Source organism: Weissella coleopterorum (assembly GCF_011304355.1).
Lineage (GTDB): Bacteria > Bacillota > Bacilli > Lactobacillales > Lactobacillaceae > Weissella > Weissella coleopterorum.
In genome coordinates, this window is record NZ_CP049888.1 from 890,631 (window position 1) to 912,061 (window position 21,431).

Sequence of the window (21,431 nt, forward strand, 5' to 3'; positions counted from 1 at the left end):
TAGAGTGATACATAGATTATGATTTCAAAAACGATTGATTAGCAAGATCGGCTGGATAAAAAAGTCGGTTTTAGGCAAAACATTGTATAATTGATAGAAATAATAAAAAGGGGAGGGAGTAATGGAATTAAATGATTCTGTTGAAACACTAAGTGGAGTTGGGCCAAAACGGCTAGACGGGCTTCATCATTTAGGGATCTTTACGATTGAAGATTTATTAAGTCATTTTCCACTACGTTACAGTGACCTAGCGACCAAGTTGCCTTCCCAAGTTGGTAGTGGTGAGAAGGTAACGTTTAAAGGGATCGTTTCATCTGAACCGGTCTTAGCACGTTATGGATATCGAAAAACTCGAATCAATTTTAGGTTGCTAATTGAGCACGAAAATGTAGCAGTTACTTTCTTTAATCAGCCATGGGTCCAAGATAAAATTCATTTGGGTGAAGAAGTTGCAGTTTATGGGACCTATGAACAACGCCGACAAACTTTGATGGGGATTCGAATTTTAGCTAAAGATAGTATGGATGAACTTCAAGCAACTTATCCGGCATCAAAGGAAATTCCCCAAAAAACTTTGAAGGTTTTAATTGAACAAGCATTGGGTAAATATAAGACTTTATTGGTAGATTTAATCCCAGAATCCATTCGGATCCGGTATCAATTATTGTCACGAGTGGAAATGATGTTTGGTATGCACGTCCCAAAAGATGGAATTCAAGCTCAGGCTGCTCGTCGTACTGCTTCATTTGAAGAATTCTTTTTATTTCAAATGAGGATTCAATTATTAAAAATGACGGATCAAGCAAATCATGGACGATCAATTAAATTTGATAATAATAAACTCAAAAAATTTATTCAAACATTACCATTTGAATTAACGAATGCGCAAAAAAAGGTTGTTAATGAAATTGTAGCCGATTTAAGACGACCGAAACATATGAATCGACTATTACAAGGTGATGTCGGATCAGGTAAAACGGTTGTCGCTGCATTAGCTATGTATGCAGCTGTTTCAGCCGGAATGCAGGCGGCCTTAATGGCGCCTACTGAAATTTTAGCTCAACAACATGCGAAAACATTGAGTCAATTTTTTGATGTTAAGGACGTTCGTATTGAATTGCTAACTGGAGCGATGAAAGCTGGGCCACGACGACAAATTTTAACTGATCTTGAAAATGGAGAGATTGATATTTTAATTGGAACCCATGCCTTAATCCAAACGGATATCGCTTTTCATAATTTGGGGCTCGCTGTGATTGATGAACAGCATCGTTTTGGGGTCAAACAACGAGCAAAATTACGTGAAATTGGAATGAACCCAGATATTTTAGCAATGACTGCTACTCCAATTCCGCGAACACTTGCTATTACGGCATACGGTGAAATGGATGTTTCAGTAATTGATCAATTGCCAGCGGGGCGTAGACCGATTAAAACTGAGTGGTTACGAAACAATGAATTTGATAACGCGATTAAGTTCATTCAAAAACAATTGGAATCAGGTGCACAAGCCTATGTCGTAACCCCGTTAATTGAAGAATCTGAAACTTTGGATGTGCAAAATGCGCATGCAGTTTATGAAGATCTAATGCAATACTTTGCACCCAAGTATCAAGTCGGGTTATTGCATGGTCGTTTATCGAATCAAGAAAAAGATGATGTAATGGCGGCCTTTAAACAAAATGAATTTCAAGTTTTGGTTGCGACCACCGTCATTGAGGTGGGCGTAGACGTCCCTAATTCCTCGGTCATGTTAATTTTAGACGCTGATCGCTTTGGGTTAGCACAATTACACCAATTACGTGGTCGTGTGGGACGTGGACAACGGCAGTCTTATACCTTTTTGATTTCAGATCCCAAAACTCAATTTGGAATTGAACGAATGGAGGCCATGGTTCAGACGACTAATGGTTTCGTTTTAGCCCAAAAAGATCTCGAACTCAGAGGGGCAGGCGATGTTTTGGGTAACCGACAGTCTGGCTTGCCTGAATTTAAAGTGGGCGATCCGGTGAATGATTTAATTATGATGGAAACAGCTCAGCAAGAAGCAATTGAAATGGTAAATACTTTAAACTGGGCTGATCAGTCTGAAAATCTTCAACTAAGTCAATTTTTATCAGAAACAATGGAAAGATATCGAAATTTTGATTAGGCTTGATTTTATCAATATGATATTATGTAGTAATACTAGAAAAAGAGGAACAAGAGATGTATAAAATTGCCGTAGATGCAATGGGTGGGGATGATGCGCCAACCACTGTAGTATCGGGAGTAGAGAGCGCTCGAGACCAATTACCAAATGTAGAATTTATATTATTTGGGCAGCTTGATCAAGTTAAGCCGCTAATTCAAGATATGACGCGAATTAGTTTAATTCAATCTGATGATATAATTGCAATGGCAGACGAGCCAGTTAAGTCCATCCGGAACCGTAAAAATAGTTCATTAGTTATGGCAGCCAACGCCGTTAAGCATGGCGAAGCTGATGCATTGTTTTCAGCTGGAAACACTGGGGCGTTGCTAGCCGCTGGTATTTTCTTGGTGGGACGTATCAAAGGAATTAGTCGTCCAGCACTCATGACCTTACTGCCAGCGATTGGGGGAGAACATGATGTATTTGTAATGATGGATGTTGGCGCGAACGCAGATAATCGAGCTAACCATCTATATGAATATGGAATTTTGGGTTCATTTTATGCACATGAAATTTTACATTATGAAAATCCACGTGTTGGTCTATTGAATAATGGTGGTGAAGAAGATAAAGGTGATCAGATGCACAAAGATGCGCATCAATTGCTAAAGACCGGTCATACTAAACATTTGGTTAATTTTGTGGGGAATGTTGAAGCTGCTAATATTTTGCAAAGCCCGGCAGATGTAGTTGTGTCTGATGGTTTCACAGGAAACGCCGCATTAAAAGCGATTGAAGGCACGGCCAAAACAATTATGAAAACTTTGAAAAATTCACTTTCCAACGGTGGAGTTCGTGCTAAAATGGGAGCGGGATTATTATTACCAACGCTAAAGTCGATGGCTAAGCAGTGGAATCCAGAACAATATGGCGGGGCAGTTGTCTTGGGAGTGAAAGCACCAGTTGTTAAGGCGCATGGCTCAGCTAGTCCTAAAGCCATTGCTGCAGCAATGGTTCAAATTGAATCGATGTTGGACAGTAATTTAATTAATAAGGTTGATACCTTTGTGACAGATCATAAAGATGATTTAGCTGCGCGGATGGATAATAAGTAAAAAGGGTTTTTAAGGGAGAAATGACATGTTAGAAAAACAAGTAATTTATGATCGTGTGGCCGCTTTAGTTGCAGATCACTTTGAGCTTTCAGCTGATCAAATTAATGGTGATTTAAATTTCTTAAATGATATTGATGCTGATTCCATTGACTTTGTTGAGCTCGTTTTAGAAATGGAAGATGAATTTGATGCAGAAATCCCTGACGAGGATGCGGATAAATTAACAACAATTAATCAGACTGTTGATTATATTTATGAGCATCAAAGTAAAAAATAAACGTTATCATGATATTTTAAAAACCGGAACGTTTGTAGGTCCGGTTTTTTGGTATACTTATACAAAGAATAACATAGAAGGAGATTTTTAATGTTTGCGCAGTTACAAGCAGAAATTGCCGATAAATACGGCTTACAATTTAACGATTTAAAATTACTAGAAGAGGCATTAACCCAAGCAAATTACATCAATGAACATCCAGGGTATCAAGGTCGTGATTATCAACGTCTAGAATTTTTGGGTGATGCAATTATGCAACAGTCCTCTGCGGTCTATCTTTTTAAAAATTACCCAGACTGGGATGAAGGTCGATTGACAGAGTTGCGAATATTAATGGTGCAAACCCGATCATTTGCAGCTTTGTCACGTGAGTTACATCTTGATAAATATGTCCAATTAGGCCATGGTGAAGAAATGTCTGGAGCGAGAAATCGCGATTCACTTTTAGAAGATTTATGGGAGGCATTTATTGGCGCTTTGTTCCTAGATCAAGGTCAAGCCGCTGTAATGCATTTGCTGGACTTAGTGTTCTTTTCTAAAATTAAAACAGGATTTTATGATCGATTTGTTGATTATAAGTCGAAATTACAAGAATTATTACAAAAACATGGTGCAGTTGAAATTAACTACGAAAAAATTGATGAAGAACAAATTGAAAACAATGAACAAATTTTTACAGTTGCAGTTAGTGTAAACAATAAAGCAATTGGAACGGGTCAGGGTAAATCGACCAAAGAAGCTGAGAAAGCTGCTGCGCGGGTCGCTTATCAAAGTTTAACGAATTAAAAATGAATGAGGAATTCAAATTATGGGATTATTTGATGCAATAAAAAAAGCGTTTACTGGCGATGTTGTAGAATCAACTAATTTAAAGCCAAAAATTGAAGTAGTGACTTTATATCCACGAATCACAGCTGATACACCTTTTCAACCCAAAATTGACAAGCCGCTTGTTAAAGTGGAACGTTTGATGCCAAATAAATTGCAAGTTAAGCCTATGGTGGGGGACTTGGAATCAAAAGTTGAGTTAGATGTTTCAGCAGTAAATTCTGCGGAAATAATGAAAGCTGATGTGAGCGAGTTAAACGAGATAGAGCATAAGGAAGTATTGCCTGGTGCTTTGGCCTCAGAACCGATTGAAGCAGGATTAACCGATCAAGGCGATGATCAGGATACAGCAGTTGAAAAGTCAGCAATTCAGGCACAAGAAGTTGTTACCTCGGAATCCAATATGGATGAAATGACTCAAACAGATGAAACCGACTTAGATCAAGGGTTGCATAAAACGAAGAAATCTTGGAGCCAACGTTGGAATGAATTTATGTCCAATTTTAGGCGTGTCGATGAAGACTTTTTTGATGATCTAGAGGAAACCCTAATTAAGGCCGACGTTGGGGCAGAAACCGCTTTTAAATTGACAGATGAATTACGCAATGAAGTTAAGCTCCAAAATGCTAAAAGTAAGGAAGCTGTTTCCAAAGTTATCCTCCAGAAATTAATTGATCACTATACTGAACAAGGGCGTGATGAAGATGCTTCAATGCACTTTGCCACATCTGGTCCGACGGTTATTTTATTCGTAGGGGTTAATGGTGTTGGTAAAACGACCACGATTGGAAAGTTAGCTGCTCGCTATAAACACGAAGGTAAGAAGGTTTTGTTAGCTGCTGCAGACACTTTCCGAGCGGGAGCGACCCAACAATTACAGGTTTGGGGTGAGCGAGATGGTGTGGAAGTGATTGTTGGACCACCAAAATCAGATCCTGCTTCAGTTGTTTACGATGGAGTCAAGGCTGCAATTGCGCAAGAAGCAGATATTTTATTTGTTGATACGGCTGGACGTTTGCAAAATAATGTGAATTTGATGCAGGAATTATCGAAAATGAAGCGGATTATTGAACGGGAATTACCTGACCAACCGGCTGAAGTCCTCTTAGTTTTGGATTCAACGACGGGGCAAAATGCGTTACAACAGGCCAAATTATTTAAAGATTCAACGGATGTGACGGGAATTGTCTTAACTAAATTAGATGGGACGGCCAAGGGTGGTATTGTATTACCTATTCGAAACGAATTACATTTACCAGTTAAATGGATTGGCTTGGGGGAACAAGTTGGTGATTTGAAACCATTTGATGCAAATGATTTTGCTAAGAGTTTGTTTGGACCATTATTGGAGTTATAGGATGGAACTAGAAAAAAGCACGCGCCTTAATATTCTATTTGATTTTTATCGTTCGTTATTAACTAGCAAACAAGATGACTATTTAGAGCTATATTATGCTGATGATTATTCATTGGGTGAAATTGCGGAAGAATTTTCAGTTTCACGACAGGCTGTCTATGATAATTTAAAGCGGAGTACTCAGCTACTGGAAAATTATGAGAGTAAGCTACATTTATACGCTGAATACTTAAAAAGACAAGTCGCAGCTACGAAAATTGAGATTTATATTAAACAAAATTATCAAAATGATCAACAATTAATTAATTTAATGGAACAATTAATTACGCTTGAGGAGGATTAAAAAGTATGGCATTTGAAGGGTTAACAGAACGATTACAATCTGCATTGAGCGGATTACGAAAAAAAGGTAAAGTTACAGATGCTGATTTACGCGATACAATGCGTGAAATTCGGATGGCATTGTTAGAAGCCGATGTTGATTACATTGTTGTTAAAAGTTTTGTTCGTGATGTTCGTGAAAAAGCGGCAGGTCAAAAAGTTTTAGAGGGCTTAAACCCAGCACAGCAGATTGTTAAAATCGTCAATGATGAATTAACAGCAATGATGGGTGAGCAAGATGTACCTTTAAATCGTTCACCAAAAATACCCACGATCGTTATGATGGTTGGGTTGCAAGGAGCTGGTAAAACGACCACAGCGGGTAAATTAGCTCTGAAACTAAAGCAAGAACAAAATGCACGTCCTTTGATGATTGCGGCCGATATTTATCGACCAGCCGCGATTGATCAATTGGAAACTTTAGGTCAACAAATCGATGTCCCTGTCTTTTCAATGGGAACAGATGTTGATCCCCGTGAAATTGTAAAGCAAGGATTAGCTAAAGCAGCTGAATTGAAATCTGATTACGTCTTTATTGACGCCGCCGGTCGTTTACAAATTGATGAAGAGCTTATGCAAGAATTGGCTGATGTTAAAGCGATTGCTCAACCGGATGAAATTTTGCTGGTGGTTGATGCCATGACTGGTCAAAATGCGACTGAAACGGCCACTGGGTTCAACGATCGATTAGGTATTACTGGAGTAGTTTTGACTAAGCTGGATGGTGATACGCGTGGTGGAGCAGCACTTTCGATCCGTGCGATTACCAATAAGCCCATTAAATTCGTTGGTCAGGGCGAGAAGATGACCGATTTGGACATCTTCTATCCTGAACGAATGGCTTCGCGAATTTTAGGGATGGGTGATTTAATGACCCTGATTGAAAAAGCGCAAAAAGATGTTGATGAGAAAAAAGCGGCTGAACAAGCAGAAAAAATGCGGCAAAACACTTTTGATTTCAACGATTTTATTGACCAAATGGATCAAGTTCAAAATATGGGTCCCTTAGAAGATTTGATGAAAATGATTCCGGGAATGGCAAATAATCCAGCCCTGCAGAATATGCAAATGGATCCTAAGCAGATCGATCATATGAAAGCAATTGTTCTATCAATGACGCCATCTGAACGAGAAGATCCTGATCTAATCAATCCTTCAAGACGTCGCCGCTTAGCAGCAGGAGCTGGCCGCCCGATTGTTGAAGTCAACCGAATGATTAAGCAATTTAACCAAATGAAGGGCATGATGAGCAAAGCCATGAATGGAAATACTGCCCAAATGGAACAGATGATGGGTTCATTACAAGGTGGTGGTATGCCAAATATGCCAGGTATGGGCGGTAACATGGGCCAAAAGATGCAGGACATGGCGATGAAGCGGATGGCGCGACAAATTAAAAAAAATAAGAAAAAGCGTCGTTAAAAGCAAAGTGTAAAGGAAAAACACTTTACACTATTATAGAACTCTGGTATTATAATAAGAGTAGAAAAATACCGGAGGAAATTAAACATGGCAGTTAAAATTCGTTTAAAGCGCATGGGATCAAAGAAGCGCCCATTCTATCGCGTAGTTGTAGCAGATTCACGTTCACCTCGTGACGGACGTTTCATTGAAAACGTTGGAACTTATAACCCATTGGTTGAACCAGCTGAGGTTAAGTTGAACGAAGAAGTTATCATGGGATGGTTGAATAATGGTGCCCAACCTTCTGATACAGTTAAAAACTTGTTATCAGAAGCTGGAATCATGAAGAAGTACCATGAAGCTAAGTTCTCAAAGTAATTTGTACTTATAAAAAGGTTAGTCCATTATCACGATGGACTAACCTTTTTTTGTTAAAAAAATTGTGTGATAGTTTAATCATCATAAAATTATATGAAAAAAACTAGCCCTTATTTTAAAGAGCTAGTTTTTAATTATTATAAATTAGGCATTAATTTATGCCCCAATTTAAATGTGAAGTTGTACAAGAAAAAATTAATAAAAATTAGGATGCCAAAGAATATAAAGACGTGTTGTGTTCCGGATTGCATTACAGCAGCCGGACTATGGCCAGCGCCAGAAGCTAAGAAACTTGATGCGATCACAGTTCCAATTGAACCACCAAATTGTTGAAGGGTATTAAATATTGCATTGGCGTCAGCTTCTTTTTCAGATCCTGTAATGGTTAGAGCGTAGGTCATTGTATTTGCAAATGACATCGTAACACCGATTGCAAAAATTAGGTAGTAAACTAAGATCATCATTGGTGATAATTTAAGACTAAAGACTGCAAAAATGATAATTGCTATAAAGAAAATTGAATTTCCAATTAAGATTGGTTTTTTAGCACCTAAATTATCATACATTCGACCCCAGACGGGATTTAATAGTCCAGAAATTAAACTTCCGGGTAATAGGATCATGCCACCAATCATGGCAGTAGCATGACCAGCAATTTGAGCGTAATTTGGTAAAACGAAGTTAACACCAATATTTGAAAATTGAATTAATACGTACGCAATTAAAGCTAGGGTAAAGACGGGATTTTTGAAAATTGAAATATTAATTAAAACGCGCTTAGAGCGATTTGAAACAGCAATGAAGATTCCTACTGCAAGGGCAGTAATTATAAGACAAAGACCTAATTTTCCATTCAACCAACCAGATTGCCCCACGGTATTAAACCCAAGGGTTAAACTCGTAAACATAATCGTTAACAGTAATAAGCGAATCCAATCGAATTTTTGCTTAACAAGTGGAGTAATTTGTTCAATTGCAAAACCTAGGACAAAACCAATGATCATCAGAGGTAATACAAACCAGAAAATATACCGCCAACTAGTAAAATTAACTACAATTCCACCAAAAGTTGGTCCTAAGGCCGGAGCCATTGAAACAATTAATCCGCCCATGCCCATGAAAACACCACGTTTGGCCATAGGAGCACGCTCAAGAATTATATTAAATAATAAGGGTAATACAATTCCGGTTCCAATGGCTTGGATTAAACGACCAATCAATAGAATTGAAAAACCAGGGGCAAGTGCGCAAGCAAGATCGCCGATAATTGAAAAAAGAACACCAGCCATAAAAATATTGCGTTCTTTGAACCTCCCCTTAATATAAGATGAACAAACGATGACTAGTGAAACGACTAATAAGTAACCGGTTGTGACCCACTGAACCATCGATAAATCAACTTTGAATTGACTAATTAAAGTTGGGAATGTGACGTTCATTGAAGTTTCAATTAGAACTCCAATAAAAGCCATAATGGCGGCTGCAATAATTGATAAAATATCTCTGGTGGACATTTTTTGGTTTGGATGGTTCATTTTTCAGACCTCGTATTTTCTAAATGGGTGGCGGTTTTTGATAACAATTTCTTTAATAAATCATTTTCATCAACTGAAAGTTCAGTAAAAGTATTATCAAAAATAGTTGTAGTGATTTCATGGAGCTTATCTCGAAGTTGAGCCCCATCGTTTGTTAAGAACAGGCGTGTCGTTCGATGGTCATTCTCATCCAGTTTTTTTTTTAGATAACCCAGTTCTACTAGTTTAGCAACGGATCTAGCAATGGTGCTATGGTCTAAAAACATCGTTCGGGTTAAGTCACCCTGTGAAGGTTTTGGATGATCTGCAATATAAAAGATAAAAAAATAATTGCTATCGTTTAACCCATAAGGTTTAAGAGCTCTATTTAGTTCCGTACGCATGACACGACTAATAATGCCAATACTTTGAAATTGATCATGATGTAATTCAGGGTGCATATTTCTCTCCTTTATGTGCAATTGCACATATTAATCGACTCGAATTATGTTAAACTCATTCTGATCGAATGTCAAACTACGATTCATGTTTTTGATTTTTATTCCTTTTTGAATCAAAGCCAGAAACCTATTGCTTCGGTAGTTAGATTTATCTATAATTAGTACATTGAATAATTAGGGCGGTTAGGGAAATGGCTAGTAAATATCCAACGGCACAACTAGTAGGCGTAATGCTCCAGCAAGATGTAAATGGACGGTATTACGCCGAGAAAAGCAGCTTGTACTTAGCCGATTTCCATAGTTGGCGTATTGGTAAACATACAAAGGGGAAACTACGTGAACCAGGTCAAATTTTTCTGACTGAGCAGAATATGGCGGTGGTACTGGTTGAAATTAAACCACTAAGTTTTAAAGATCGGCATGAGTATACTGTAATGGGGCGGTTTACGGGTACAGCTTTGCCGAATGATCAATTCAATATAATTTTAAAAAATTATTTGAATTTAGAATGATAATAACCAAAAGAGAGTGAGTAATTGAATGGCTTTATATAAAGTAGGTACAATTGTGAATACCCATGGAATCAAAGGCGAAGTACGCGTGATTGCCACTACAGATTTTCCGGCGGAACGTTTTGTTCCGGGCAATCGAATGGTCATTGACCAGAAAATGAATGTATCAGTTGAAATTGCGACTGTTCGAAAACATAAGCAATTTATTTTATTGAGCTTTAAAGATTTGCAAAATATTAATTTCATTGAAAAATATAAGGGATTGGAAATATTTGTGGATGAGACAAAAGTTCCACAGCTCGATCAAAATGAGTATTTTTATCATGACATTGTTGGATTGTCGATCATTAATAATGAAAATCAAGATGTAATTGGAACGGTTAAAGAAATTTTGGAATTACCCGCTAATGATGTTTGGGTGATTCAAAGAAAGCAGGGGTCAGATTTGCTACTACCGTTTACATCACAGGTAGTGCAAGAAATTGACCTGAATAACCGTGTTGCCAAAGTTAATCTATTAGAAGAGTGGGTTGCTGATGAGAATTGATGTTTTAAGTTTATTTCCTAATATGTTTGCGCCGATGCGTGAATCGATTATTGGTAAGGCGATTGAACGCCAATTAGTGGACTTTAATGTGGTTGATTTCCGAAATTTCACGGAAAATAAACATCATAATGTTGATGATGTTATTTACGGAGGTGGGCAAGGGATGTTGTTAACCCCACAACCAATCTATTCTGCAATGGACTATGTGGAGCAAACTGCTGGAAATCGGGGCCGCGTTATTTTACTTGATCCAGCAGGACGAACTTTTGATCAAAAAATGGCAGAAGAATTAGCGCAGGAAGAGCATTTGACTTTTATTGCTGGTCATTATGAAGGATATGATGAAAGAATCCGTGATTTAGTAACGGATGAAATATCATTAGGTGATTTTGTTTTAACTGGTGGCGAATTGGGCTCGATGGTTATTATCGATGCGACTGTACGCCTTTTGGATGAAGCATTAGGAGATGATATGTCTGCCGTTGATGATTCGTTTTCAACAGGACTATTGGAGTACCCACAATATACACGTCCAGCGGATTTTAAAGGTAAAAAAGTGCCAGATGTTTTGATGAGTGGACATCATGCTAAGATTGCAGAATGGCGTAAAAAAGAGGCCCTTCGTCGTACCTATTTAAGGCGACCAGATTTACTGGCATCGTACGAATTAGATGTCGATGAGAAGAAGTTACTAACTGAAGTTAAACGTGAAGAAAATTAAAAAGCTAGGCGCAAAGATTAAAGCGCCTAGCTTTTTAATTTTCTTCGGCCTGCAAATCAGGCTTTGATTTTTTCCCTAAGAAACTATTTTTTTCATTATCATCTTTTTTTGGTAATTCGATGAAATTATCAAATGCTGTTTCCATCCCGTTTTGACGGTTTGATTGTAATCCCATTTGTAAAATCCTCCTTATTTGAATCTATTATACTATAATAATGATAGATGAACTTTAAGAATTAAACTATTTAATTTGCATAAATAAGCGTAATACGCTGGGAGGATAAAATGGCAAAAGTGACATTATATCTTGTTCGACATGGACAAACCTATTTCAATATTTATAATAAACTACAAGGGTGGAGTAATTCACCATTAACCGGTAAAGGAATACAAAATGCATTAGATACCGGACGTAGGCTCTCGGACATTAAATTTGTAGCGGCCTTTTGTTCTGATACAACCCGAGCTGAAGATACGGCCGAATTGATTTTGGCAGAAAATCATAAAAGCTTATTGACAAAAGCAATTAAATCACCATATTTTAGAGAACAATTTTACGGATCTTTTGAAGGCGACAACATGGACGAAGTATGGTCTAAGGTTGGATCAAAGCAGAACTTAAATTCATTTGCAGACATTGTGCAACAATTTTCGATTGCTGATGCAAAAAATATGATGAAGGCGGCTGATCCTTTTCATGACGCCGAAAACCAGAATGAGTATTGGACTAGAATCCAAAAAGGATTTAAATTAATTGCAGAGCAACCTGAACTTCATGATGGGGATAATGTATTAGTAATTAGTCACGGAAATACTTTGTTGAGCTTGATGGAACAGTATGGTCACGGTCAATTTAACCTTAATGAACGACCTAAGAATGGAAGTATTACTAAACTAGCCTTTGATGGGCAAGATATCGAGATACTAAGTTATAATCAATAGTGAGAAAACTGTACCAATTTAAGATGTCTTTGATGTGTGAAGAGGAACTAAGATAGTAAAACTTAAGCCTTAACTTCATCTATATAATATCAGAGTAAAACGAAAGAGGGGTTCAATGGCATCAGAACATATTGAACAAAAATTAGCTTTATTACCAGACCTACCCGGTTCTTATCAAATGAAAGATTTAAACGGTAAAATCATCTACGTCGGTAAAGCAAAAAGTTTAAAAAATCGAGTGCGTTCATATTTCAAAAGCGAGCATGACGGTAAAACAGCTGAATTAGTTCGAAATATTGCTGATTTTGATTTTATCGTAACTAGCTCTGAAAAGGAGTCGTTACTACTTGAGATTACTTTGATTCAGAAATACCAACCTTATTTTAATATCCGACTTAAGCGTGGGACGGGATATCCCTATATTAAAATTACGAATGAACGGGATCCGCAGATTGAATTAGTCAGCATTGTTAAGAAAGATAATGCTCAATATTTTGGACCATACCCTAACGTTTATGCCGCACAAGAAACGTTACATTTTATTCAAAAGAATTATCCCTTGAGGCGGTGTAGCGGATTTCAAGGGCGCCCATGTTTGTACGCCAACATGGGGCAATGTTTAGGTGCTTGCTGGCGAGAAGTTCCGGTTATGGAATATCAAACTCAAATTAAAAAGATTCAAAGCTTTTTAGCGGGAAATACGCAAACAGTAGCCAAACAGTTACGAGAAAAAATGGACGTGGCCGCTGACAAACTAGAGTTTGAAAGAGCTGCAGATATTCGAGACCAGTTAAACTTTATTGCAGAAACGGTCGAAAAGCAGAAAATTATTTCTAAGGACGGGACTCCACGGGATCTGTTCAATTTTTATATGGATAAGGGATGGTTATCTGTTCAAATTTTCTTTATTCGACAGGCCCGGCTTTTAAAACGAGAAAAACGGTTGTTTGCGATTGTGGATGAGCCAGCTGAAGAGTTAACTAGTTTTATTTTACAGTTTTACAATCGTAAAAATACGGTTTTACCCAAAGAAATATTGGTTCCAGACGGTGTTGATACGGAGTTGATCAGTTCAGTTTTAAAAACAGAAGTCCGAACTCCTAAACGTGGTGAGAAAAAAGAATTAATGAATTTAGCGATTAAGAATGCCAAAATTGTACTTGATGAAAAATTCCGATTAATGGAAATGAATGAGCAAAAAACCAACGGAGCGATGCAAGAAATTGCCGATGCGCTGGGGATTAACGAAATTCATCGGATTGAAGCATTTGATCATTCACATACTCAAGGTGAAGAAATTGTTTCAGCAATGGTTGTTTTTGAAGATGGAGTCCCTAATAAACAAAAATATCGTAAGTATAAAATTAAAAGTGTTAACCATGCAGATGAACGGGCGGAAACAATGGAAGTTATCCGACGCCGTTATTCCAGACTTTTAAAAGAACATGAGAAATTACCTGATTTGGTGCTGATGGATGGTGGCGTGATTCAATTAAATGCAGCCCGGGAAGTTTTGGAGGATGAATTAGGATTAGTTGATCTCCCTGTTGCAGCGATGGTAAAAAATGACCATCATAAGACGGCAGATTTGTTGAAATCTGAGGGAAGTCAGCATACGCAACTAGATCCTAAATCACAAGGATTTTTCCTATTACAAAGAATTCAGGATGAGGTACATCGATTTGTAATAACTTTTCATCGAAATCTACGTTCAAAATCATCTTTGGGTTCAAAGTTGGACGAAATTACAGGAATTGGACCAAAAACAAGACAAAAACTACTAACGAAATATGGTTCTTTAAGTAAGATTGAGAAGGCATCAAAGGAAGAATTAAAGCAATTAGGTCTTTCAGAAAAGGTTATTCAAGCATTGAAAATTTCATTAGGAGCAATTCATTAAGGGAGTTATTAGCATTATCAAGCTAAATACGATACAATAGATAAGTTAATATCGCATTAAATCTAGGCTAGTAGAATCGATTGTGATTCTACTTGATAGATTTTAAAGTAAGTTTACAGGCTCTAATCAGATGATTATATGAAGCAGAAAGGTGGGACGACGATGGCATTCGTTGACCAAGTAAAAGTATTTGTTAAAGGTGGAAAAGGTGGCGATGGTGCTGTTTCTTTCCGACATGAAAAATATATTAATATGGGGGGACCTTTTGGAGGTGACGGAGGTCACGGTGGTGATGTCATCTTGGTTGTTGATGAAGGTCTACGTACTTTGATGGATTTCCGCTATAAAAGTCACTTCAAGGCAACTCCTGGTGGCAACGGTGCCACTAAAGGAATGACAGGAGCGTCCGCAGAAGATATGATTATCCGAGTGCCACAAGGAACGACGGTAACTAATGCCGAAACTGGTGAATTAATTGGTGATTTAGTTGATAAAGACGACCGTTTGGTAGTTGCTGCGGGTGGTCGTGGTGGTCGTGGAAATATTCGATTTGCTTCATCGAAAAACCCAGCACCAGAAATTGCTGAAAATGGAGAGCCTGGACAAGAGCTTGATATTCGCATGGAATTAAAAGTGTTGGCCGACGTTGGACTGGTTGGCTTCCCATCCGTTGGAAAGTCAACTCTTTTGTCGGTGGTAACGGCAGCTAAGCCAAAAATTGCTGAATATCATTTTACAACGCTGGTTCCTAATTTAGGGATGGTACGATTAAATGATGGTCGAGATTTTGTGATGGCTGATTTACCAGGATTGATCGAAGGAGCTTCAGACGGAGTAGGACTTGGAATTCAATTTCTACGACATGTTGAACGGACTCGCGTAATTTTACACTTGATTGATATGAGTGGCGTTGATCCTGACTCAGATCCTTATGATAATTATCAACAAATTAATCATGAACTTGCTGAATATGATCCTGCTTTGCTAGATCGACCACAAATTATTGTTCCAACAAAGATGGATATGCCCGATGCACCTGAAGCTTTGGCTAAATTTAAGGCCAAGTTAGAGCAAGATCCTGACTTTGATCCCGACACGATTATGATGCCAATTTCTTCTTTGACACGGGATGGATTAGAACCACTTTTGCAAAAGACGGCAAATGTATTGGATGAGACAGATGCGTTCATTGCTCAAGAAATGCAATCAGCACCTGAAGAATCAACCGTTTATGAATATAAAGAAAATGAACAACCGTTTGAAATTATTCGAGAAGACGATCATTATTGGATCTTAACTGGGGATGAGCTGGAAAATCTGTTCAAGCGAACTAATGTTAATTTCACGGAGTCATTGATGCGTTTTGCTCGACAATTACGTACGATGGGAGTTGATGATGCTTTGCGGAAAGCAGGGGCTGAAAATGGTGATACGGTACAAATTTTAGACTTCCAATTTGAATTTGAAGACTAAGTTAGTTAAGGGGTGATCGAACGTGGAACAAGCGTATATCACTATAAAACAATCACATTTCAATTATGAGCAAACCATCAAGAAGTCTCGGTTCATCGTCCAAATGCAGCGGGTGCAAACTGAAGAAGAAGCTCGAAATTTTATTCAACAGGTTAAGAAAGAACACGCTAAGGCCAATCATAATGTCTGGACCTATGTTTTGGGTCGACAATCAGAGATTCAGCGGGCCTCAGATGATGGTGAGCCAAGTGGAACTGCTGGAACACCAATGTTAGAAGTTTTAAATAACAACCACATCAAAGACGTCGTGGTGGTTCAAACTCGATATTTTGGTGGGATTAAATTAGGTGCGGGCGGCTTAATTCGTGCTTATGCTGGTACGTTAGCCGAGGCGGTGGTTGCGGTTGGACTAGTGCAAAGAGTGGCACAAACAGAATTAGTTATTACGATTGAATATGCTCAATTTGAACGCATTAAATATTGGTTAACAGAGTATAGTTTGGCAATTAATGAAACCAATTTTACCGATCAAGTGAGTTTGATTGTGCCAGTTAATGAGCATGAATTGGATCTAATTAAAGATCAATTAATAGATTTGACACATGGGCAAGTTGATTTAACTATCCGTGGCCAAATTTGGAATGAAATCCCCTTTCAACGAAGTATTAATGGTCAAACAAAAACTCGTTATTAATCTTAAATTTGATTAAAAAAAACAAAAAACATTGCAACAGCACTTAAAGTCGTGGTATTTTTGACTGTGAGTGCTTTTTATAGTTACGGTGGTTAATCCAAAATATTAACTTTTTTATAAAAAATGAAGGTAGGCAAAATAGATGGTAAAGACAAATACCTACGATGAAAATGATATTACGGTTCTAGAGGGCTTAGATGCCGTGCGGAAACGTCCGGGTATGTATATCGGTTCAACGGATGGAAAAGGACTACATCATTTAGTATATGAGATCTTTGATAATGCCGTAGATGAGGCGTTAGCTGGCTTCGGTCAAGAAATTAATGTATCCATCGGGGCAAACAATTCAATTAAAGTGGTTGATCACGGACGGGGAATGCCAGTTGGAATGCATGCTTCCGGTAAACCAACTCCTGAAGTTATTTTGACTGTTTTGCATGCAGGTGGGAAATTTGGTCAAGGGGGTTATAAGACTTCTGGTGGGTTGCACGGAGTCGGTTCATCCGTAGTGAATGCTTTGTCATCAAGTTTAACGGTTACAATCGTTCGTGATGGTGTAAAGTATCAAGAACATTTCATTAATGGCGGACATCCTGATGGAACACTTGTTAATTTAGGCAAGACAAAAGCAGGGAATGGAACCACTGTTGAATTTCAGCCGGATAAGACGATTTTTTCAACTACAAATTATAATTTTGATATCCTAGCCGAGCGCTTACGCGAATCAGCCTTTTTATTGAGCGGAGTTAAAATTACACTGACTGATGAACGTTTGGGGCAAGAAAAGACTGAAGAATATCAATATAATGATGGAATTCGTTCCTTTGTGACTTATCTTAATGAAGATAAGACGATTATGGGGGATGTACTTTACTTTGATGGAATTGAAAAAGGAATTGAAGTTGAAGTGGCAGCCCAATATAATGATGGCTATTCTGAGACAACCATGTCCTTTGTTAATAATGTGCGAACGCCTGGTGGAGGAACCCATGAAGCTGGATTACGATCTGCTTGGACTAAAGCCTTTAATGAGTACGCACGCAAAGTTAATTTATTAAAAGATAAAGATAAGAATCTTGAAGGTTCTGATGTACGCGAAGGTTTGTCGGCAGTCATCTCACTTCGAATTCCTGAAGAACTCTTGCAATTTGAGGGACAAACCAAAGAGAAGTTGGGGACACCTGAAGCGCGTTCAATTGTAGATAGCGTGGTTGCAGAGCAATTAGGCTTTTATTTGATGGAAAATGGGACGTTTTCGCAAGAATTAATTCGTAAGTCGTTGCGGGCAAGAGAAGCCCGCGAAGCAGCACGTAAAGCACGTGAAGATGCACGAACTGGTAAAAAAAGGGGAAATAAAGATCGAGTTCTATCGGGTAAGTTAACCCCTGCACAGTCCAAAAATGCTAAACAAAATGAATTGTTTTTGGTTGAGGGAGATTCTGCCGGAGGTTCTGCTAAACAAGGACGTGATCGTAAATTCCAGGCGATTTTACCTTTGCGAGGAAAAGTTTTGAATACTGAGAAGGCTAAGTTAGCCGATATCATGAAAAATGAAGAAATCGCAACTATGATCTATACCATCGGTGCGGGGGTTGGATCTGAATTTGACGTGAGTGCTTCTCATTATGACAAAGTTATTATTATGACTGACGCGGATGATGATGGGGCCCACATCCAAACGTTGTTATTGACCTTCTTTTATAAATATATGCGGCCTTTAGTGGAGGCTGGGAAAGTATATATCGCTTTGCCACCGCTATATATGTTACGGAAGGGGACTAAGAAACAAACTATTAGTTATGCTTGGACCAATGAACAATTAGCTGAAAAAGAGAAAGAAATAGGGCGTGGATACACGCTACAACGTTTCAAGGGACTCGGTGAAATGAATGCTGAGCAGCTCTGGGACACGACCATGGATCCAACGAGCCGAACGTTAATTCGAATTACCATTGATGATGCCATGATGGCTGAAAAGCGTGTCACAACCTTGATGGGAGATAAAGTTGAGCCCCGTCGGAAATGGATTGAGAGTCACGTGGCTTTCTCATTAGCGGATGAAGCTTCTATCTTAGATAAGCAAAATGAGCTCGATGAAAACCCTCATGCAATCGATGAAACACAGTTAGCAACTACACCTATTGTCGTGGACGATCAGCAAGAACAAGCATCAGCAGCAAGTTCGACGAACAATACCAATGAACCATTAACTGATTTTTTTAAACCAGAAATTAAAAATTGGGATAGTGAATAAAAAAGTAAGGAGGTGCTAATTATGCCAGAAAAGTCCAAAAATGGTTCAATTCAAGAACTTTCATTAGAGGCAGTCATGGGTGATCGGTTTGGAAGATATTCCAAATATATTATTCAAGAACGAGCCTTACCAGATATTCGAGATGGATTAAAGCCTGTCCAACGGCGTATTCTCTATGCGATGAGTAAAGATGGAAATACTTATGATAAACAATTCCGTAAATCAGCCAAATCTGTTGGTAATGTCATGGGTAACTTTCACCCACACGGTGATTCTTCAATCTATGAAGCGATGGTTCGAATGTCGCAGGATTGGAAACTACGAACACCACTAATTGAGATGCATGGAAATAATGGTTCAATTGATAATGATCCAGCTGCAGCGATGCGATACACGGAAGCACGTTTATCAAAACTAGCTGGTGAAATGCTTCGTGATTTAGAAAAAGAAACCGTTGAGATGGTTTTGAATTTCGATGATACGGAATACGAACCGACCGTCCTACCAGGGCATTTTCCCAATTTATTGGTCAATGGAGCTACGGGAATTTCAGCTGGATATGCGACTGAAATTCCTCCACATAATCTAGGCGAAGTCGTTGATGCAGTGATTTATCTATTAAGTCATCCGCAGGCAAATACTGATCAATTGATGGAATTTGTTAAAGGACCTGATTTTCCAACTGGAGCAATTATTCAAGGGGCTAGTGGTCTAAAGAAAGCGTACGAAACCGGTAAGGGTAAAATTGTTGTTCGCGCCAAAACGCAAATTGAAGCGATCAAAGGCGGAAAGCAGTTGATTCGTATTTCAGAAATTCCGTATGAAGTAAACAAGGCTGCACTCGTGCATAAAATTGATGAACTACGCTTAAACAAAGAGGTAGCTGGCTTGACGGAAGTACGTGATGAATCAGATCGTGACGGTTTGACGATTGCCATTGAAGTCGCTAAAGATGGAAATGCTGAAGGTATTCTACAGTATTTGTTTAAAAAAACAGATCTACAAATTGCTTATAATTTTAATATGGTGGCGATTCATCAAGAACGACCAGTTCTATTTAGTTTAAAAACTGCCTTACAAGCATTTATTGAACATCAACGTGAAATTATTATGAAGCGGACGACTTTTGATCTTAAAAAAACCCAAGAACGACTTCATATTGTTGATGGTTTAATTAAAGCGTTATCGATTTTGGATCAAGTCATTGCCACAATTCGCGCATCTAAGGATCGGAAAGGTGCTAAGCAAAATTTAATTGACCAATATCAATTTACCGAAGCTCAATCTGAAGCGATTGTGACATTACAACTTTATCGATTAAGCAATACCGATGTGACACAATTACAAAGCGAAGCGGAAAAGTTGCGGGACTTGATTCAAAAATATCAATTAATTTTGAATGAGCCAAAAGAACTGACTAAAGTATTAAAACGCGAATTATTAGCCATCAAAAAAGAATACTCAACGCCCCGTTTGACAGAAATTCAAGCTGAAGTACAAGAAATTAAAATCGATAAGACCGTGATGATTGCAGATGAAGATGTTGTAATGTTAGTATCTAAAGCTGGTTATGTGAAGCGTTCTTCACTACGTTCATATAGTGCTTCAGGGCATGACAATGGACTACGCGACGATGATGAAGTGGTTTATATGGAGAAAGTTAATACACTACAGCATGCGTTCATCTTTACTAATTATGGAAATGTAATTTATCGACCAGTGAATGAAATCCCAGAATTCAAATGGAAAGACGCAGGTGAACATCTTTCTCAAACAATTAATGATTTACAAAGTGATGAATCAATTATAAAGGTGATGGTGCTTGATGATATTGAGCAACTCAAAGGCCAGTGGTTAGTAGCATCAAATGAGGGCTATATTAAGCGGCTCGACTTTTCTACACTAGCGCCACGTAGTAGCTATAAAAAGCGTTCAATGCCAATGATTAAGTTTAAAAATACAAATGGCGTAGTTGCTTTATTACAATTTATTAAAGCTTCCGAGCAAGTTCAGCCGTTAGATGTAATTTTGATTACTCAAAAGGCGCAAGGACTGCGTTACAGTCTTGATGAAGTTCCGGTTCAAGGGAACCGGACGGCTGGTGTTAAAGCAATTAATCTGAGGCTGGACGATCAACTGATTGGTGGCGGAGTGTCAAAAGATGGTCAAGCCTTACATTTTATTTCTAATCGTGGTGCATATAAATTGATGAAAACAGATGAAATTCCGGTCACTTCAAGGGCTAAAAAAGGGTTGCCATTATGCGCGAATTAAAGAAGGATTCGCATCAGATTATTGCGGTTGTGATTACGGAAAGTAAAGACATGCCCCAGTTATCAATTTTGACTGATCAAAATCAGAATGTGGTGGTTAATCCAAATGAATATTCATTTAGTCAACGTCAAAGTAATGGTAGTTTTGTCGTGGAATCACAAAAAGTAGGAATGCCTGTTATGATGCATACCAATAATCTTGAATTGATTTTGAATTAAGAGTGCTGAAATAGAGTGGTTATAGTAAAATATAAATGAAATATAAC

Annotated in this window: 19 protein-coding genes and 1 pseudogene; 17 read left to right on the forward strand and 3 right to left on the reverse strand. The window is 38.2% G+C overall.

Annotated elements, in window-relative coordinates; translation table 11 throughout:
- Positions 1–121 precede the first annotated feature (121 nt).
- The 8 genes from recG to rpsP all read left to right on the forward strand — a co-directional run bounded on the left by recG (position 122) and on the right by rpsP (position 7,874).
- Entirely contained in the window at positions 122–2,152 is a 2,031-nt protein-coding gene (recG, locus tag G7084_RS04625) for an ATP-dependent DNA helicase RecG (RefSeq protein ID WP_166010477.1), read from the forward strand.
- 56 nt (positions 2,153–2,208) lie between these two features.
- Positions 2,209–3,249: a phosphate acyltransferase PlsX gene (gene plsX / locus G7084_RS04630; protein ID WP_166010479.1), complete on the forward strand. Its 1,041-nt coding sequence runs from the start codon at positions 2,209–2,211 to the stop codon at positions 3,247–3,249.
- 25 nt (positions 3,250–3,274) lie between these two features.
- Positions 3,275–3,526, forward strand: coding sequence for an acyl carrier protein (gene acpP, locus G7084_RS04635; RefSeq protein WP_166010481.1), 252 nt, complete (start codon positions 3,275–3,277; stop codon positions 3,524–3,526).
- Positions 3,527–3,616: 90 nt separating this feature from the next.
- The gene (rnc, locus tag G7084_RS04640) at positions 3,617–4,312 is read left to right on the forward strand and encodes a ribonuclease III (RefSeq protein WP_166010483.1); all 696 of its coding nucleotides are present in this window, start codon (positions 3,617–3,619) and stop codon (positions 4,310–4,312) included.
- A gap of 22 nt (positions 4,313–4,334) precedes the next feature.
- Positions 4,335–5,711, forward strand: a complete 1,377-nt coding sequence (gene ftsY, locus G7084_RS04645) for a signal recognition particle-docking protein FtsY (RefSeq protein ID WP_166010485.1) — start codon at positions 4,335–4,337, stop codon at positions 5,709–5,711.
- A gap of 1 nt (position 5,712) precedes the next feature.
- A complete protein-coding gene (locus tag G7084_RS04650) occupies positions 5,713–6,054 on the forward strand; it encodes a putative DNA-binding protein (RefSeq protein ID WP_166010487.1) in 342 nt (113 codons plus the stop codon).
- Positions 6,055–6,059: 5 nt separating this feature from the next.
- Complete coding sequence (gene ffh, locus G7084_RS04655; protein WP_166010489.1) at positions 6,060–7,514, forward strand: signal recognition particle protein; 1,455 nt, start codon at positions 6,060–6,062, stop codon at positions 7,512–7,514.
- Positions 7,515–7,601: 87 nt separating this feature from the next.
- Positions 7,602–7,874, forward strand: coding sequence for a 30S ribosomal protein S16 (gene rpsP / locus G7084_RS04660; RefSeq protein WP_166010491.1), 273 nt, complete (start codon positions 7,602–7,604; stop codon positions 7,872–7,874).
- Positions 7,875–8,011: 137 nt separating this feature from the next.
- Here the strand turns inward: rpsP and G7084_RS04665 are convergent, their stop codons facing one another.
- Positions 8,012–9,409: a DHA2 family efflux MFS transporter permease subunit gene (locus G7084_RS04665; RefSeq protein WP_166010493.1), complete on the reverse strand. Its 1,398-nt coding sequence runs from the start codon at positions 9,407–9,409 to the stop codon at positions 8,012–8,014.
- On the reverse strand, positions 9,406–9,849 hold the full coding sequence (locus G7084_RS04670; protein ID WP_166010495.1) for a MarR family winged helix-turn-helix transcriptional regulator: 444 nt from the start codon (positions 9,847–9,849) through the stop codon (positions 9,406–9,408). The genes G7084_RS04665 and G7084_RS04670 overlap by 4 nt, the downstream gene beginning before the upstream one ends.
- 191 nt (positions 9,850–10,040) lie before the next feature.
- Here G7084_RS04670 and G7084_RS04675 point away from each other — a divergent pair, with 191 nt between their 5' ends.
- Genes G7084_RS04675 through trmD form a run of 3 tightly spaced genes read left to right on the forward strand, consistent with a single transcriptional unit; the run spans position 10,041 to position 11,629 of the window.
- Positions 10,041–10,361 (forward strand): DUF7671 family protein, encoded by a 321-nt coding sequence (locus tag G7084_RS04675; protein ID WP_166010497.1) that lies wholly within the window; start codon positions 10,041–10,043, stop codon positions 10,359–10,361.
- 28 nt (positions 10,362–10,389) lie between these two features.
- Entirely contained in the window at positions 10,390–10,908 is a 519-nt protein-coding gene (rimM, locus tag G7084_RS04680) for a ribosome maturation factor RimM (protein ID WP_166010499.1), read from the forward strand.
- Complete coding sequence (gene trmD, locus G7084_RS04685; RefSeq protein WP_166010501.1) at positions 10,898–11,629, forward strand: tRNA (guanosine(37)-N1)-methyltransferase TrmD; 732 nt, start codon at positions 10,898–10,900, stop codon at positions 11,627–11,629. Before rimM ends, trmD begins: the two co-directional genes overlap by 11 nt.
- 34 nt (positions 11,630–11,663) lie before the next feature.
- On the opposite strand, the gene G7084_RS04690 is transcribed toward trmD, so the two are convergent.
- Complete coding sequence (locus G7084_RS04690; RefSeq protein WP_166010503.1) at positions 11,664–11,804, reverse strand: hypothetical protein; 141 nt, start codon at positions 11,802–11,804, stop codon at positions 11,664–11,666.
- Between the two features lie 110 nt (positions 11,805–11,914).
- Here G7084_RS04690 and G7084_RS04695 point away from each other — a divergent pair, with 110 nt between their 5' ends.
- The 6 genes and pseudogenes from G7084_RS04695 to parC all read left to right on the forward strand — a co-directional run bounded on the left by G7084_RS04695 (position 11,915) and on the right by parC (position 21,384).
- Positions 11,915–12,571 (forward strand): histidine phosphatase family protein, encoded by a 657-nt coding sequence (locus tag G7084_RS04695; RefSeq protein ID WP_166010504.1) that lies wholly within the window; start codon positions 11,915–11,917, stop codon positions 12,569–12,571.
- 115 nt (positions 12,572–12,686) lie between these two features.
- On the forward strand, positions 12,687–14,471 hold the full coding sequence (gene uvrC / locus G7084_RS04700; protein ID WP_166010506.1) for an excinuclease ABC subunit UvrC: 1,785 nt from the start codon (positions 12,687–12,689) through the stop codon (positions 14,469–14,471).
- Positions 14,472–14,633: 162 nt separating this feature from the next.
- Positions 14,634–15,944: a GTPase ObgE gene (gene obgE, locus G7084_RS04705; RefSeq protein ID WP_166011708.1), complete on the forward strand. Its 1,311-nt coding sequence runs from the start codon at positions 14,634–14,636 to the stop codon at positions 15,942–15,944.
- A gap of 22 nt (positions 15,945–15,966) precedes the next feature.
- The gene (locus tag G7084_RS04710; protein WP_166010508.1) at positions 15,967–16,638 is read left to right on the forward strand and encodes a YigZ family protein; all 672 of its coding nucleotides are present in this window, start codon (positions 15,967–15,969) and stop codon (positions 16,636–16,638) included.
- 142 nt (positions 16,639–16,780) lie between these two features.
- Entirely contained in the window at positions 16,781–18,892 is a 2,112-nt protein-coding gene (parE, locus tag G7084_RS04715) for a DNA topoisomerase IV subunit B (protein ID WP_166010510.1), read from the forward strand.
- Between the two features lie 21 nt (positions 18,893–18,913).
- Positions 18,914–21,384, forward strand: a pseudogene (gene parC, locus G7084_RS04720) (DNA topoisomerase IV subunit A).
- Positions 21,385–21,431: the final 47 nt, after the last annotated feature.